11 protein-coding genes and 3 pseudogenes are annotated in these 14,583 nt (G+C 71.1%); 5 read left to right on the top strand and 9 right to left on the bottom strand.

Annotated elements, in window-relative coordinates; genetic code table 11:
• Positions 1–162: 162 nt before the first annotated feature.
• A complete protein-coding gene (locus tag ACFVYS_RS24035; protein WP_389505027.1) occupies positions 163–537 on the bottom strand; it encodes an STAS domain-containing protein in 375 nt (124 codons plus the stop codon).
• Positions 538–812: 275 nt separating this feature from the next.
• Here ACFVYS_RS24035 and ACFVYS_RS24030 point away from each other — a divergent pair, with 275 nt between their 5' ends.
• From ACFVYS_RS24030 to ACFVYS_RS24020, 3 genes are all read left to right on the top strand, one after another.
• On the top strand, positions 813–1,886 hold the full coding sequence (locus ACFVYS_RS24030) for a zinc-dependent alcohol dehydrogenase family protein (RefSeq protein WP_389505025.1): 1,074 nt from the start codon (positions 813–815) through the stop codon (positions 1,884–1,886).
• 16 nt (positions 1,887–1,902) lie between these two features.
• A complete protein-coding gene (locus tag ACFVYS_RS24025) occupies positions 1,903–2,577 on the top strand; it encodes a pyridoxamine 5'-phosphate oxidase family protein (RefSeq protein WP_389505023.1) in 675 nt (224 codons plus the stop codon).
• Positions 2,578–2,708: 131 nt separating this feature from the next.
• Positions 2,709–3,149 carry a pyridoxamine 5'-phosphate oxidase family protein gene (locus ACFVYS_RS24020; protein ID WP_142267602.1) on the top strand — a complete coding sequence of 147 codons (441 nt, stop codon included), beginning with the start codon at positions 2,709–2,711 and terminating at the stop codon, positions 3,147–3,149.
• 63 nt (positions 3,150–3,212) lie between these two features.
• On the opposite strand, the gene ACFVYS_RS24015 is transcribed toward ACFVYS_RS24020, so the two are convergent.
• The 5 genes and pseudogenes from ACFVYS_RS24015 to ACFVYS_RS23995 form a co-directional block, all read right to left on the bottom strand.
• Entirely contained in the window at positions 3,213–4,265 is a 1,053-nt protein-coding gene (locus ACFVYS_RS24015) for a class I fructose-bisphosphate aldolase (protein ID WP_389505021.1), read from the bottom strand.
• Positions 4,266–4,632: 367 nt separating this feature from the next.
• Positions 4,633–4,829 (bottom strand): annotated as a pseudogene (locus ACFVYS_RS24010) (6-phosphofructokinase); the annotation flags it as partial.
• Positions 4,830–4,981: 152 nt separating this feature from the next.
• Positions 4,982–5,747, bottom strand: a pseudogene (locus tag ACFVYS_RS24005) (helix-turn-helix domain-containing protein).
• Positions 5,748–5,770: 23 nt separating this feature from the next.
• Positions 5,771–6,829 (bottom strand): annotated as a pseudogene (locus ACFVYS_RS24000) (nicotinate phosphoribosyltransferase); the annotation flags it as partial.
• A gap of 52 nt (positions 6,830–6,881) precedes the next feature.
• Positions 6,882–7,487 carry a hypothetical protein gene (locus tag ACFVYS_RS23995; protein WP_389505019.1) on the bottom strand — a complete coding sequence of 202 codons (606 nt, stop codon included), beginning with the start codon at positions 7,485–7,487 and terminating at the stop codon, positions 6,882–6,884.
• 321 nt (positions 7,488–7,808) lie between these two features.
• Between ACFVYS_RS23995 and ACFVYS_RS23990 the strand changes: the two genes are divergently transcribed.
• Positions 7,809–8,678, top strand: a complete 870-nt coding sequence (locus ACFVYS_RS23990; RefSeq protein WP_389505017.1) for a universal stress protein — start codon at positions 7,809–7,811, stop codon at positions 8,676–8,678.
• The gene (locus ACFVYS_RS23985) at positions 8,671–10,191 is read left to right on the top strand and encodes an AAA family ATPase (RefSeq protein ID WP_389505015.1); all 1,521 of its coding nucleotides are present in this window, start codon (positions 8,671–8,673) and stop codon (positions 10,189–10,191) included. Before ACFVYS_RS23990 ends, ACFVYS_RS23985 begins: the two co-directional genes overlap by 8 nt.
• A gap of 138 nt (positions 10,192–10,329) precedes the next feature.
• Here the strand turns inward: ACFVYS_RS23985 and ACFVYS_RS23980 are convergent, their stop codons facing one another.
• The 3 genes from ACFVYS_RS23980 to ACFVYS_RS23970 are packed head-to-tail and all read right to left on the bottom strand — an operon-like array spanning position 10,330 to position 14,473.
• Positions 10,330–10,986, bottom strand: coding sequence for a potassium channel family protein (locus tag ACFVYS_RS23980; RefSeq protein WP_389505013.1), 657 nt, complete (start codon positions 10,984–10,986; stop codon positions 10,330–10,332).
• The gene (locus tag ACFVYS_RS23975; protein ID WP_389505011.1) at positions 10,983–11,642 is read right to left on the bottom strand and encodes a potassium channel family protein; all 660 of its coding nucleotides are present in this window, start codon (positions 11,640–11,642) and stop codon (positions 10,983–10,985) included. Before ACFVYS_RS23975 ends, ACFVYS_RS23980 begins: the two co-directional genes overlap by 4 nt.
• Positions 11,639–14,473: a cation-translocating P-type ATPase gene (locus ACFVYS_RS23970; protein ID WP_389505009.1), complete on the bottom strand. Its 2,835-nt coding sequence runs from the start codon at positions 14,471–14,473 to the stop codon at positions 11,639–11,641. Before ACFVYS_RS23970 ends, ACFVYS_RS23975 begins: the two co-directional genes overlap by 4 nt.
• Between the last annotated feature and the right edge of the window lie 110 nt (positions 14,474–14,583).

Raw genomic sequence — 14,583 nt, 5'->3', positions numbered from 1 at the left:
CCGGGCCGCGCCGGCACCACGGCAACGGGACAGGTCGCTCGCCGTAACAGCGCGTGAGTGATGCCGTCCCGTTCCGTGCCTGCGGGGTTCGTGCCGAGGGATGGGCCGAACCGGGGCCGCATGGGGGCCGTTCGGCCCCGACGCGCCGGCAGACGGAGGCCTTCAGCCCGGCAGCGGTACGAGGGCACCCGAGGAATCCGGCATCTCGGGCCGAATGTCGAAGACGCCGGAGAGCCCGGTGGATCGAAGTACCCGGAGGAAGGAGGACCTGTCGGCGATCAGCCGCAGCCGACCCCGTCGCGCTGTGACACGGTTGCGCGTTCGGCACAGGATGCTCAGTCCGGCGCAGTCGATGAAGGACACGGCGCGCAGGTCGATCACCAGATCGGGGTGCGGGCCGGCACTGAGCGCGTCCAGGCGCGCCCTGAGCGGCTGTACGGCCAGCAGGTCTATCTCACCGTGCAGTGCCACGACGGTCGCGCCTGCGGCACGGGGATCCGCTTGGTACGGCGCTGACCTCGTGTGGTTTTCGGCCATGGGATCAGCAAAGTCGTCCGACAGGGTGAGGGGAAGGGCCGTTCGGGCCCTGTTGCGTGGGGCCGACAGGACTGCGCCGATCCTGCGGGCCGCCGACCGCTGGTGGACCCGTTCGGCAGGCCATGGGGGCCGGACGGCCCAAGCGCCGCTCCTCACCACCGGACAGGCTGGACCTGTGGGGCAACCCCGGCGCTGAAGTCGACGCCGGGTCCGCAGGGGACGGCGACCACCATCGCCCCCCGGCTCCGCACCGACCGACGAGGGTGAGGAAGGTCATGAAAGGCTTTGTCTTCCACGGTCCAGGGCAGTCCGCGTGGCAGGACGTCCCGGACCCGGCCGTCAAGGAGCCCACCGACGCCATCGTGCGGGTCGACGCCGTCACCATCTGCGGCACGGACCTGCACATCCTCAAGGGCGACGTCACCGAGGTGCGCCCGGGCACCGTCCTGGGGCATGAGGCCGTCGGCGAGATCGTGGAGGTCGGCGGCGACGTCCGGACCGTCCGGCCGGGCGACCGCGTGCTGGTCTCCTGTATCACTGCCTGCGGGCGCTGCCGCTTCTGTCGCGAAAGCGCCTACGGCCAGTGCCGGGGCGGCGGGGGCTGGATCCTCGGCCACCTGATCGACGGCACCCAGGCCGAGTACGTCCGCGTCCCCTACGCGGACCTGTCCGTGCACGCCCTGCCCACCGCGGTGGAGAGCAAGGACGCCGTCCTGCTGGCGGACATCTTCCCGACGTCGTACGAGGTGGGCGTACTGAACGGCCACGTACGCCCGGGCGACACCGTCGCCGTCGTCGGAGCGGGCCCCATCGGCCTCGCGGCGATCACCACGGCGCGACTGTTCGCGCCCGAGCGGATCATCGCCGTCGACCTGGCCGCGTCCCGGCTGGAAGCGGCCCGGCGGCTCGGCGCCGACGCCGTGGCCGACGCGCGCGAGGACCCCGAGCAGCTGATCGCCGACCTCACCGACGGGCTCGGCGCCGACGTCGTCATCGAGGCCGTCGGCGTGCCGGAGAGCTTCGAGCTCTGCACGCGGATGGTGCGCCCCGGCGGCCACGTGGCCAACATCGGAGTCCACGGCAAGCCCGCCACGCTCCACCTGGAAGACCTGTGGATCAAGAACGTCACGATCACCACGGGCCTGGTGGACACGCACTCCACCCCGACCCTGCTGCGCATGGCCGCCGCCGGCCGGCTGCCCACCGCACAGCTGGTCACCCACAGCTTCCCGCTGGACCGCATGGAGGAGGCGTACGACGTCTTCGCCCGGGCCGCCGACACCGGCGCGCTCAAGGTGGTGCTCGGCGAACAGCCGCACGAGGAGATCGCCATCCCGGCGGCCCGATGAGAGGACGTGACGAGCCATGGCCGAACAGACACACATGAGTGCGACGGAGAGCCTCCCTTCGGGTGACCTGGGCCGCCGACTCGCCGCACGCCGACTCCAACTCGGACTCACACACGAGGAGACGGCCGCACGGGCGGACATGGACCCCGGCTATCTGCGGCACCTGGAGCAGCATTCCGACGCCGCCCCGAGCCGAGCCGCCCTGCTCAAACTGGCGGCTGCTCTGGAGACCACGCTCTCGGCGCTCACCGGAGGCGACGCCGATTCGCCCCCCGGACCCGGACAGGCCGGGCATGATCCCGAATTCACCGAGCTGAGCAGGACCGAGTGCGGTGACCTGCTCTCGACCCACGGTGTGGGAAGGCTCGCGGTGCCCACGGCATCCGGGCCGGTGATCGTCCCCGTCAACTACAGCGTCATCGACGGCACGATCGTCTTCAGGACCGCCCGCGGTGCGACGCCGGCGCTGGCGGCCGGCTGCTCGGTGGCCTTCGAGATCGACCGCATCGACGCGGCGTTCAGCCAGGGCTGGAGCGTGCTGGTGCGGGGACACGCGCGCCTGGTGACGGACGTCGACGAAGCGAACCGCCTCGCGGCACGGGCGCACAGCACACCGTGGGCCGGCGGCCGGCGCGACATGTGGGTGCGGATCGATCCGTACTCCGTCACCGGACGCCGGATCACGGTCTGAACCGGGCCCTTCTCAGGGCGGCCCGGGACCGATGGCCCCTGGTCACGGCGTGCCGCGCGGTCCGACCTTGGACGCCGCGGCGCGCCCCCTCATCGGGTGCGCGTCATCAGGTGCGAGAGAAGAGAAGGCAGATGTACGCCAACGACGGATTCCGCGAACTCGACCGACAGGAGTGCGTACGCTTGCTGGGCACGGTCCCCGTGGGGCGTATCGTCCACACCCGGCAGGCGCTGCCCGCGGTGCTGCCCGTCAACTTCTGTCTGGACGGCGACGACGCGATCCTGCTGCGCACCTCCGCGACGTCGGAGCTGGTGGGTGCGATCGACGGTGCGGTGGTCGCCTTCGAGGCCGACGCGGTCGACGCCGCCGCCCACTCCGGCTGGAGCGTCGTGGTCACCGGCACCGCCACCCTGATCACCGACCCGGCCGAGCACACGCGGCTCCTGAGCGCGGGGCCGCGGTCCTGGGTGCCCGCGCCGCGGGAGGTCTTCGTCCGCATCGACCCGGAGCTGGTCCGGGGGCGTGAACTCGTCGGCGGACACACGTTGTACGGAGTGGACCTCGGCTCTTGAGCACTCAGGGCCGGGCCGGTGCCTCACCGACCGTGAGGTCGCCCATTCCCCCCCGGATTTCACTCACGCGATGGTGATGCTCTCGTCGAGGTAGACGTCCTGGACGGCGTGGAGGAGCTCGATGCCCTCGCCGGTGGGCCGCTGGGAGGCCTTGCGGCCGGTGATGAGGCCGGTGCCGCCGGCCCGTTTGTTGATCACCGCGGTCCGTACGGCCTGTGCGAGGTCCCCCTGGCCGGCCGAGGCGCCGCCGCTGTTGATCAGGCCGACACGGCCCATGTAGCAGTTGGCCACCTGCCAGCGGGTGAGATCGATGGGGTGGTCGGTGCTGAGGGTGCCGTACAGGCGCTGATCGGTGCGGCCGAAGCCGAGTGCGCGGTAGCCGCCGTTGTTCTCCGGCTGCTTCTGCTTGACGATGTCGGCCTTGATGGTCACGCCGAGGTGATTGGCCTGGCCGGTGAGGTCGGCCGACACCGAGTAGTCCACGCCGTCCTGCTTGAAGGCCGAGTTGCGCAGATAGCACCACAGCACGGTGAACATGCCCAGTTCATGAGCCCGCGCGAAGGCCGTGCTGGCTTCCCGCAACTGACGGTCCGACTGTTCCGAACCGAAGTAGACCGTGGCGCCGACGCCTGCGGCCCCGAGATCGAAGCACTGCTCGACTTTGCCGAACATGATCTGGTCGTAGTGGTTCGGGTAGGTCAGCAGCTCGTTGTGATTCAGCTTCACGATGAAGGGGATCTTGTGCGCGTACCACCGGGATACGGCTCCGAGCACCCCGAGCGTGCTGGCGACCGCGTTGCAGCCTCCCTCGACGGCGAGCTCGACGATGTTCTTGGGGTCTAGGTAGCGGGGGTTCGCGGCGAACGCCGATGCCGCGGAGTGCTCGATGCCCTGGTCGACCGGCAGTACGGACACGTACCCGGTGCCGGCCAGACGGCCGTGGTCGAAGAGGGACTGGAGGTTGCGCAGCACCCGGGGCGAGCGGTCGGTGGCGACCACGACCCGGTCGACGAAGTCATGACCGGGCAGTACGAGGTCTTCCCTGGGAATCCCCGTGGCGGTGTGGGTCAGCAGGTCCTTGGCCTCGTCGCCCAGCAGGCCCTGGATGTCGGTCATCGCTCCGCCTCTCCTGTGTACCGGGAGGCCACGTGCCGGTCTGCTGTGCATCGACGGACCCACCGGATGCGTGTCGCGTGCGAACCGTGAGCGGGAGCCCGAAGGCATCACGACCCGTTCGGCTTCGTCGCGCGTTCCCAGTCCACCATGGCGGGCTGCGTGGACGCTCGGCAGGGCCGTTCGGCCCCGCACCGAGGCCGAACGGCCCTCGCCGGGGAACCCGTCTCGGGCAGCAGCCGCCGGTGGTGGGCCACCGCACCGGTCCCCGGACGGCCGAGGTGCGACTCGGGCCGGTCGCTCACGCCGTACCGCACCACACCCGCTGCCCGGTGGCGGTCGTACCGCACGCCGGTCGACTGCGCGGAGGTCAGCCGAAAAACACCTCGAACTCGTCGTACAGCGACGGATCCACCCGCTTGGTCGTCGCCCTGGTTTCGGAGAGCGGGATACGGATGATCCGGGTACCGCGCAAGGCCACCATGGTGCCGAGTCCCCGTCCTTGACAGCGTCCACGGCGTGGAGCCCGAAGCGCGTTGCCAGCCACCGGTCGAAGGCGCTCGGTGTGCGGCGCGGGACGCTTTCGCGTACAGGTGGCTCTCCCTCCAGCTTGAGCGACGCCGACCAGGTCTGCGACCCGCCTCCGTCAGCGCAGTCGGTCGGCCGGCTGTGACACCGCCGGGAATCACCTCGGCCGCCGCACACCCATCGGTGGCCGGCTACCGATCGGCGGCCGTGATCCTGCGGCCGGTGACACTCGTCGGCCGAATCGACACCCACATCTCACGTTCACCGCCCGGCCAGGGCATGGTGTGGGCACGCTCGGTGAGCCTGCGCACGGTGTCGGGATCCGTGATGACGCCGGCGGGGCCGACGGCGAGCACGCTCCATCCCTGGCTCAGGGCCTCGTCCACGTGGTCGACCTCGAAGGCGACCTCGGTTCCGACGGCGGCTGCGGGCAACGAGTCGGGTGCGGTCCGGAAGACGACCGCGTCGTCGACGACCTCGTAGTTGACCGGGACGACCGCCGGCCGGCCGTCGGGCGCCGACACCGCGATGCGCCCCACGCCGTGCGTGGAGAGCAGTCCACGGCATTCGTCCCGGCTGAGGTCTCGCAGCTGCGGGTGCGGCACGGCGCGGCCTCGGCCCGACGGAAGATCGATTCCCCCTCCGCGCAGAGCGGCGACGGTGGTGGCCCAGTGCGTCGGCCAGCCGGATGAGGGCCCCCACGCTCGGGTCGGAGGGCTGCTCCTCCAGGTAGGCGAGGTAGCCGGGCGCCATGCGGGCGCGGCGGGCCGTCTCCTCCCGGCTGAGTTTCTGTCTCCTGCGCTCCAGGGCCACGCGCCAGCCGATGTCGCCCGGGTTGCCCGCGGATGCGGCCCGCGCCTCGTCCGTCATCGGCCGAGCGGACTCGCCGGCGGTCTCATGCCGGGCGTGCTCGACCGGGTGGATGTGCGCGTCGGACCCAGGGAACACGAGCGTCACCTCGTCGGTCTCCGACCAGCGGACGGGCGGCGGAACACCTGCTTGGGACCGGGTGCCGTCACCTTGGCCGACGACAGCTTCATCACCGGTCTGCCGTCGTACTTCACCAGCTTGTACGCGGAGTCCAGATAGGGTGCGTCGGCCGACACCCCAACCCGGGTGCCGACGGCGAAGGTGTCGATGGGTGCCACGGAGCGGACCAGGTCGTCCAGGGCGTACTCGTCGAGACCGCCGCTGGCGACGATCCGCACGTCTGTCAGGCCCGCCCCGTCGAGGATGGCCCGCGCCCGTACCGCCAGGCCCCCGAGGTCGCCGCTGTCCAGCCGTACGGCGCAACCGGGCCCGCGGTCCAGGTCCCGCAGGACGCGTGCCGCGACGAGGACGCCCCCCTCGGTGTCGTAGGTGTTCACCAGGAGGGTCACCGGCCCGGGATGGGACCTCGCGAAGGCCCGGAAGGCGTCCTCCTCGCGGGAGAACGCCTCCACGAAGGAGTGCGCCATCGTGCCGACGGCGGGAACACCGAGAGTCGTGGCCGCCGCCACGTTGCTCGTCCCGGCGAAGCCGACCAGCGCGCACAGGCGTGCGGCCTGGAACCCGGACTGCGGACCGTGCGTGCGCCGTGGGGAGAAGTCCACGACCGGACGTCCCGCCGCCGCGAGCACACACCGAGCGGCCTTCGAAGGGATCGCCGTCTGATGGCTGAGTTGATTGAGTACGTACGTTTCGACCAACTGCGCCTGCGGAAGTGGTGCCGTCACCTCGAGCAGGGGTTCTCCCGCGAGTACGACCCGCCCTTCCGGGACCGCCCGCACGCGGCCGGTGAACTCCGTTCCGAGCAGTGGCTGAAGATCTCGTGGCGGCCGGTGCAGAGCGGAGGCGAAGGCGTCGACGTCCTCCGGGCCCACACGGAAGCGGGACAAGTAGTCCAGGGCCGACTCCAGCCCGGCCGCGACCAGGAAGCCACGCCCAGGAGGCAGGTCACGGACGAACAGGCTGAACGTCGCCGGGCCCGTCATTCCCTTTTGCAGGTAGGACATGACCATCGTCACTTCGTACAGATCGGTGGTCGTCGCATCCGACATCCGAGCACCTCCTCGGCCTCCGTCCTGCGTTCCCCGGCCCGTGTACCGCCTGTCACCGGTGGAAGCGTCCGGACCATCGCGGCTCCACCAGGTCCCACTCGGCGTCCCACCGCGCGTACCTTCTCCGGTCCAGCACCAGGCGCGTGCCCGCCCATGTCCCGTAGGTCCCGACGGCCACGCCGAAGGCCGCCACAACGCCCACGAACCAACCAGAAGTGGTCGCGTCGAGGGTGCTCATCGGCGGAGCGACGATGGTTCCGTCACGGTTCACCCACACCCGCACGGCGGCGCCCTCGGGCGTTCCCGGCCTCACGAGGGCCGCTCCCGTGCGCGCGACACCCTCTCCGTCGGTCCAGCGGACCTGCGCCGCTCTCTTCGCCCCGTCGTCGTAGCTCTTGACGCGCGCAGTCAGTCGGGCGGTGACCTCGTGCCGCTCCGCCCGCTGGACCCGTACGGTGCTCATCGACGCCTTGTAGGCCGTCAGACCCGCGCTGATCGCGGCGGTCGGCAGCCCTAGGACGAGGACGACCATCAGGACGCGACGGAGCCAGTGTTCGAACGTGTCCGACGTACGCTTCAGCGGGTTCGCGCCCTTCGGCGCGGGTGCGTCGCGCGGCGAGGGCGGACCGGATGTGTACGGCGGTCCCTGTGCGCTCATGACTCGGCCTCCAGCAGGTGGCTGGTCCGCTGCCCCCTTGTTCCACCGTCGGGCGGCACGGGCCTCGGGCACAGGGCCGAAGGTCCCTGAGTGACCGACTTCCGGCCCGGAGCCGGTCTCCGGCGGCCGCGGTCGTATCGGCGCTTTCAGCACCCCTCCCCCTCGGGTCCACATGCGCCCGGGGAGGGAATGGGGTTCTCTCGAAGAAGGAACGCAGCCCGCCCGGCATGTCGGCGACGTCCGCCCGAACGACACGCCATCGGGCTCGTTCATCGTCATTCACCGGCACATCCAGCTTCGTACGAGTCGGAGGCCGCCGCCATGCAACCAGTTGTCACCGTGGGCCTTGACGGCTCACCCGAGAGCCTTGCCGCCGCCAGATGGGCGGCCGACGAGGCCGAGAAGCGCAAGCTCACCCTGCGCCTGCTGCACGCGTGGCCGCTGCTGGCCCCGCAACCGGCCGGCGCCCCCGTCGAAGTCGACCAGAACTACTGGGCGAAGCGGCTCGTCCACACCGCGCAGGCGGAATTGCAGGCGCGCCACCCGGGTCTGTCCGTCATCGGGAGCCTGGTTGCCGAAGACGCCCAGGAGGCCTTGCTCCACGCGGCGTCGGAGTCCGAGATGCTCGTGCTGGGGTCTCGAGGGCTGGACACCGCCCAGAGCTATTTCATGGGCGACGTCAGCATGCCTGTCGTGGCGCGGGCCGAGCGGCCGGTCGTCCTCGTCCGCGCGGAGAGCGCGCAGGACGTAGCACACCCCGCACCCGGACATCGCGTGGTCGTCGCGTTGCAACTGCACGGTTCCAGCGACTACCTGCTCGACTTCGCGTTCCACAGCGCCGCGGTCAGGGACGTTCCCCTCCTGGCCGTACACGGCCGAAGCGTGCCGTTCCACGCGCGCATGCCCTGGGGCGTCGACCACGACGTCACCGACGAGGTGACGCGGGACGCACAGAAGGAGTTGAGCAAAGCGCTCCGTCCCTGGCGCGAGAAGTACCCGCAGGTGGACGTGGCCCACAGCATCCGTCTGGAGAGCCCGGCCAAGGCCGTCGTGCAGGCTGCCCACGGCGCCGCGATGCTGGTCGTCGGTCGGCGCGCGCACCGACACGGTGTGGCACCCCACCTGGGTTCCGTCGCGCACGCCGCCCTCCATCACGGGCGCTGCCCCGTCGCCGTCGTCCCCCATGACTGAACCGGACCACAACGGGACGGAGCCGTGGCGTGCGGAGGTGTGCGAGACCCACACCGCGATCGTGTTCTTTGCCGGCGACCGCGTTTACAAGGTCAAGAAGCCGGTGGACCTGGGATTCCTCGACTACAGCACGCGGACGGCCCGCCTCGCGGCGTGCGAACGCGAGGTCGCTCTCAACCGCCGCTTCGCTCCGGACGTGTACCTGGGCCTGGGGGAAGTGACCGGTCCTGGAGCCGATTCCCCGGAACCGCTCGTGGTGATGCGCCGCATGCCGGCGGACCGGCGTCTGTCCCGGCTGGTACGAGGAGGCGCCGACGTCGACGAGAGTCTCCGGGCCGTCGCCCGGCGCCTGGCCGCGTGGCATGCGGAGGCGCCCCGCGGCCGGGACGTGGACGAACAGGGCACACGGGACGCTCTGTCATCGCGGTGGGAGGCGAGCTTCGCCCAGGTCCGCGCGCTGTCCGGCGATGGCTCCGCGCCCGAAGGGGTGCCCGAGGCCGAACGGCTGGTGCGTAGATATCTCGCAGGTCGCGAGTCGTTGTTCGACTCCCGTATCCAGCAGCGGCGGGTGGTCGACGGTCACGGCGACCTTCTCGCCGACGACGTCTTCTGCCTCGACGACGGTCCCCGTGTCCTGGACTGTCTGGAGTTCGACGACCACCTCCGCTACGTCGACGGCCTCGACGACGCCGCCTTCCTCGCCATGGATCTGGAACAGCTCGGCGCCCCGGCGGAGGCGGGGTACTTCCTCGCCCGCTACAGCGAGTACTCCGGCGACCCGGCGCCCCCGTCCCTGTGGCATCACTACGTCGCCTACCGCGCGTTCGTCCGCGCCAAGGTCTCCCTGATCCAGGCCCGTCAGGGGACGTCCGGCATGGAAGCGGCATCGCAACGGCTGGTCGCGACGACCTTGCGCCATCTGCGTACCTCGGCGGTCGGCGTGACGGTCGTGGGCGGACTGCCGGGGAGCGGGAAGTCCACCCTCTCCGGTGCGCTGGCCGACCGGCTGGGAGTCACCCTGCTCAGCAGTGACCGCATGCGCAAGGAGCTGGCGGGCATTCCCCCGGAGCACTCGGCGGCGGCCGGCTACGGCGAGGGACTGTACACACCCGAATGGACGGCCAGGACCTACGCCGCCCTGCTCGACCGTGCGGCCGCGCTGCTCTCGTCCGGCGAGTCGGTCGTCCTGGACGCCACCTGGTCCGAGGCCGAACACCGCGCGGCGGCGCACCGCATGGCCGAGCGCACGAGCGCCGACCTGGTCGCTCTGCACTGCGATGTTCCGGTCGACGTGTCAGCGGCACGGCTGAGCACGCGTGCTTCCGGCCCGTCCGATGCCGACGCCCGTGTCGCCTACGCCATGGCGGCCGATGAACCGCCGTGGCCGGAAGCCGTCGCGATCGACACCGGCGGGTCTCTGGAGTCCGCGGTCTCCCGGGCACTCGCTGCCGCAAGACCATGGGGCGCCGATCAGGCACCGGTTTTCCGCCGCCCGTACATGGAGCCGGACTAGAGGAGCCGCCCAAGGTCGTCCTGGACCGCGGCTGGGACTTCGAGGACGACGGCTGCAGGGCGCGGAGAACACAGTCCGCGTCGGCGGCGGGTACGGCTCCCCTAGGAGGCCGAGAGCCCGTTGGCGCGCAGGCGCGGTTCACTGGAAGGCCGCGTGGATCTCCTGCTCGGTCGCGGTGTGCGAGACGAGGAGGAGTTCGTCGCCGGGCCGGAGCCGGATCGCCGGATCGGGCACAGTGGGCCGGCCGTCGCGGATGATGGTGGCGACGACCGTCCCCTCGGGCAGGCGGACCTCGCCCAGAGCACGGCCCGCGGCACCGGACTGCGGTGTGATGGCCGTTTCGATGACGTCGACTCCGGCCTTGCTGAGCCGCAGCAGGGCGACCGTGTCGGTGGCCCCGGTGGCCTCCTCGATGAGGGAGATCAACGGGGTGGCGGAGGGCACGGCGACGTCGACTCCCCAGCGCTCGTCGAACAGCCAGGCGTTGTCGGCGTCGTTGATCCGGGCGGCCACTCGGGACACCGAGAACTGCCGCTTGGCGAGCAGACTGATGACGAGGTTGTCCTCGTCGTCCCCGGTGGTGGCGACGACGAGGTCGGCGGTCAGCGCGCCGGCGTCTTCCAGCAGGGCCGGTTCGCACGCGTCCCCGGCGACCAGCCGCACCGGAACACGGCCCTCCAGTTCGGCCACGCGGTCGTCGTCGACGTCGATCAGAGTGACCTCGTTGCGGGCGGCGGCGAGCACCTGGGCGATCTGGGTGCCGAGGCGTCCGGCACCGGCGACGATGACGTTCACGTCCCCAGCTCCTTGTCGAGAAAGCCGCGCAGCCTGCCCAGCGCGGTCGCGGCGACGGCGAAGGTGACCAGGTCGCCCGCCTGCGCGGGCGTGCCGTGCGAGGGGATCAGGGAGCGGCCCCCGCGGGTGACCTCGACGACGCGGACCTCGCCGTCGACATCGAACTCGGCCAGCCGCCGGCCGATGAGGTAGTCCGGCACCTCGGAGCGGACCAGCAGTGTCTCCCCGTTGCCGAAACTGAGTTCTGGGCTCAGGTGGCGGTGCAGCAGCATCTGGTGGATCTGGTGCACGGTCCAACGGACGCTGGCGATGGTGGGAATGCCGAGTTCGCGGTAGATGTCGGCGCGCCGAGGGTCGTAGATGCGGGCGAGGACGTTCGGCACCCGGTAGGTCTCCTTTGCCGTGCGTGCGCTGACGATGTTGCTGTTGTCCCCGGACGTGACGGCGACGAAGGCGTCCGCGTGCTCGATACCGGCGGCCTCGAGCACGGCGCGGCTGTAGCCGTTGCCCTCGTGGAAGCGGATGCGAGGGCTGTCGGGCAGCCGCCGAGCCGCCTTGGGGCGCCGGTCGACGACCTGCACGTCGTGCCCTTCCGTGGCGAGCAGACCGGCGAGGGCGGCGCCCACGCGTCCGCAGCCGACGACGATCACCTTCACCGTGAGACTCCTTTCCGGGGGTCGGTACGGCGTCGCAGCCACCACTTGCGGACCTCGTCCGCGAGCAGGGGCAGGGTGCCGAGCCCGGCCAAAACCGCCCAGTCGGCGGCTTCGAGCGGGGCGGTGTCGAAGACGTCCTGCAGCGGCGGCACGTAGCTGATGGCGGCCATGAGGGCGATGCCGAAGCCGCCCGCCGCCAGCAGGGCTGGGTTGGACAGCAGTCCTACCTTCAGGATGCTCTGCCGGTCGGTGCGCACGGCGAGCGCGTTGAAGAACTGGCTGAGCACGATCCCGGCCTGGACCATGGTGATCGCCTCCCGGTAGACGGGCGTGTCCTTGGTGAAGTCGTCGAACGGGATGCCCGAGGACCCGATGTGCCAGAAGAAGACGGCGGTGACGCAGATCGCCTGGATGCCGCCGAGGAACAGGATCCGCCCCACCACACCGGCTGAGAACAGCCGTTCCCGGCGGGAGCGCGGCGGGCGCTCCATCACGTCGGGCTCGGGTGGCTCGGCACCCAGGGCCAGGGCGGGCAGCACGTCGGAGCCCAGGTCGATCGCCAGGATCTGGACGGCGCTGATGGGCACCAGCGGGAAGCCGGCGAAGGTCGCCGCCAGGATGGGGACCAACTCCCCGATGTTGTGGCTGAAGAGGTAGACGAGGAATTTGCGGATGTTCCGGTAGACCGTCCGGCCGAGCCGCACCGCCGCGGCTATGGACGCGAACGAGTCGTCCAGGAGCACCATCGAGGCCGCCTCCCGGGCCACGTCCGTGCCCGAGGCCCCCATCGCCACGCCGATGTCGGCGTGCTTGAGCGCCGGCGCGTCGTTCGCCCCGTCCCCGGTGACCGCCACCACCTCACCGCGCCGCTGGAAAGCGGTGACCACGCGCATCTTGTGCTCCGGGCTGACCCGGCACAGCAGCAGCTCCGACGAAGACTCGGCGAGCAGCGCGTCGAGCGCCTCGTCGTCCATCGCGTCGAGCCGGGCGCCCGTCACCACGACCGGATGCGGCCCCCGTACGATCCCGACCCGGCGGGCCACGGCCTCCCCGGTCAGCGGATGGTCGCCGGTGACCATGACGATGCGGATGCCGGCCCGACGACAGGCGGCGACCGCGTCGGTCACCTCGGGACGCGGCGGGTCCAGCATGCCGACCAGTCCCAGGAGCGTCAGTCCTGACTCGGCCTCGTCCTGCGCGGGGCGTGGCCCGGCCAGCCCCCGTCGCGCGACGGCCAGCACCCGCAATCCCTGCGATGCCATCGCGTCACTCGTCGCGACGACCGCTGCCCGGTCCTGCTCGGTCAGCGGCTCGCGGCGACCATCCCATTCCAGGTCGGTGCAGCGTGCCAGCAACTCCACGGGCGCCCCCTTGACGCACGCCTGGTGGCCCGCGCCGTGCTTGTGCACCGTGGTCATCAATTTGCGGGTGGAGTCGAAGGGGAACTCGGTCACCCGAGGTGCTGTCTCCTCCTCCGTGCCCGGATCGAGCCCCGCCTTGGCCGCCACGACGAGCAGCGCCCCCTCGGTGGTGTCACCGAGAACCCGCCAGTGCTCCCGGCCCCCGGGGCCTCCAGGCGGAACCAGCCGGGCGTTGCAGCACAGACCGGCCACCCGCAGCAGTTCGCGCACCGCAGCCGGCTCGGAGACCTCTCCGTTCGGCGCGTATCCCACGCCGCTCACCGCGTGCGTGCCCCCCGCCCACACCTGGGTGACGGTCATCTCCGCCTGAGTGAGCGTCCCGGTCTTGTCGGTGCACACCACTGTGGTCGACCCGAGCGCCTCGACCGCCAGCAGCTGCTTGATCAGCGCATGACGGCGTGCCATTCGCCGCACGCCGATCGCCAGCGACACCGAGAGGGTGGCGGGCAGCCCTTCCGGCACCATGGCCACCATCACCCCCAGCGCGAACACGAACGCGGGCACCAGGGATTCCCCGGTGGGCAGCCGCACGGCGAACATCAGGGCGCCGATCGCCAGGGCCGCCCCCGCCACCCGCCGCGCCATGGACGCCACCTGGTGCTGGAGCGGGGTCTTCTGCTTCGGGGCCGCAGCGGCCAGGCGGTAGATCCGCCCGAACTCGGTCGTCGCTCCGGTGGCGTACACCACGGCCCGCCCGGACCCGGCGACGACATCGGTTCCCATGAACACGCAGTTGCGAGCTTCCAGCAATGAGGCGGCGGCCACCGGGTCGGCCGTACGGACCACGGCGTTGCTCTCGCCGGTCAACGGAGCGTTGTTCGCTGTCAGCTCGTGCGCCTCGACCACTCGGCAGTCCGCCGGCACCGCGTCCCCGGCCTCCAGCACCACCACGTCACCCGGCGCCAGCTCCCGGGCGGGCACCTCCAGCCGTTCGCCGTCCCGCAGCACCCGGCAGGTGTGGGGCACCATCGCTTCCAGCGCCTGTGCTGTCCGCTCGGCCGAGTACTCCTGCGCGAAGCCGATGACGGCGTTCAGCACGACGACGCCCAGGATCGCCACCGCCAGCTGCAAGGTGGCCACGTCACGCGGCTCCTGAAGCCTGTACGCCAGGAAGGTGACGCACGCCGCGACGATGAGCACCACCGCGAAGAGGTCGGTGAACTGCGCCCCCAACTGTCGCCATGCGGAGCGGCGGCGGACACGCGGCAGTTCGTTGGTCCCGTATCGCTCCAGCCTCGCCCGCGCCTGCGCCGCCGACAGACCACGTCGTGACGTGGTCAGCGTGGAGAAGACATCACCGGCGGTGAGCTGCGGTATCGGATCGGGGGACGGACCGGTGCCGGACGTGCTGCCGGATGTCCTGTCCTGCCCACCGCCCGCCACCGACGGATCCGCACGGGTGCGCATCATCCGAGCCCGTACCGCGACAAGGTGTGGGCAGCCGCCGCAACCGGTCGGATGGCGCGGAGGGCCTTGAACGAGGCTTCCATCACGGACTCCAGTGGGTTCGGCTGCCGTCC

This window comes from Streptomyces sp. NPDC058295 (genome assembly GCF_042880655.1).
GTDB classification, from domain to species: domain Bacteria; phylum Actinomycetota; class Actinomycetes; order Streptomycetales; family Streptomycetaceae; genus Streptomyces; species Streptomyces coriariae.
The sequence above is the reverse complement of the archived record's forward strand: the minus strand, read 5'-3'. Positions and strand labels throughout refer to the sequence as shown.

Excerpts from the sequence above, each read along its gene's own strand:
- ACFVYS_RS23970 (WP_389505009.1), bottom strand. The coding sequence starts at position 14,473 with ATGATGCGCACCCGTGCGGATCCGTCGGTGGCGGGCGGTGGGCAGGAC.
- ACFVYS_RS24035 (WP_389505027.1), bottom strand. The coding sequence starts at position 537 with ATGGCCGAAAACCACACGAGGTCAGCGCCGTACCAAGCGGATCCCCGT.
- ACFVYS_RS23990 (WP_389505017.1), top strand. The coding sequence starts at position 7,809 with ATGCAACCAGTTGTCACCGTGGGCCTTGACGGCTCACCCGAGAGCCTT.
- ACFVYS_RS23995 (WP_389505019.1), bottom strand. The coding sequence starts at position 7,487 with ATGAGCGCACAGGGACCGCCGTACACATCCGGTCCGCCCTCGCCGCGC.
- ACFVYS_RS24025 (WP_389505023.1), top strand. The coding sequence starts at position 1,903 with ATGGCCGAACAGACACACATGAGTGCGACGGAGAGCCTCCCTTCGGGT.
- ACFVYS_RS24020 (WP_142267602.1), top strand. The coding sequence starts at position 2,709 with ATGTACGCCAACGACGGATTCCGCGAACTCGACCGACAGGAGTGCGTA.
- ACFVYS_RS24015 (WP_389505021.1), bottom strand. The coding sequence starts at position 4,265 with ATGACCGACATCCAGGGCCTGCTGGGCGACGAGGCCAAGGACCTGCTG.
- ACFVYS_RS24030 (WP_389505025.1), top strand. The coding sequence starts at position 813 with ATGAAAGGCTTTGTCTTCCACGGTCCAGGGCAGTCCGCGTGGCAGGAC.
- ACFVYS_RS23985 (WP_389505015.1), top strand. The coding sequence starts at position 8,671 with ATGACTGAACCGGACCACAACGGGACGGAGCCGTGGCGTGCGGAGGTG.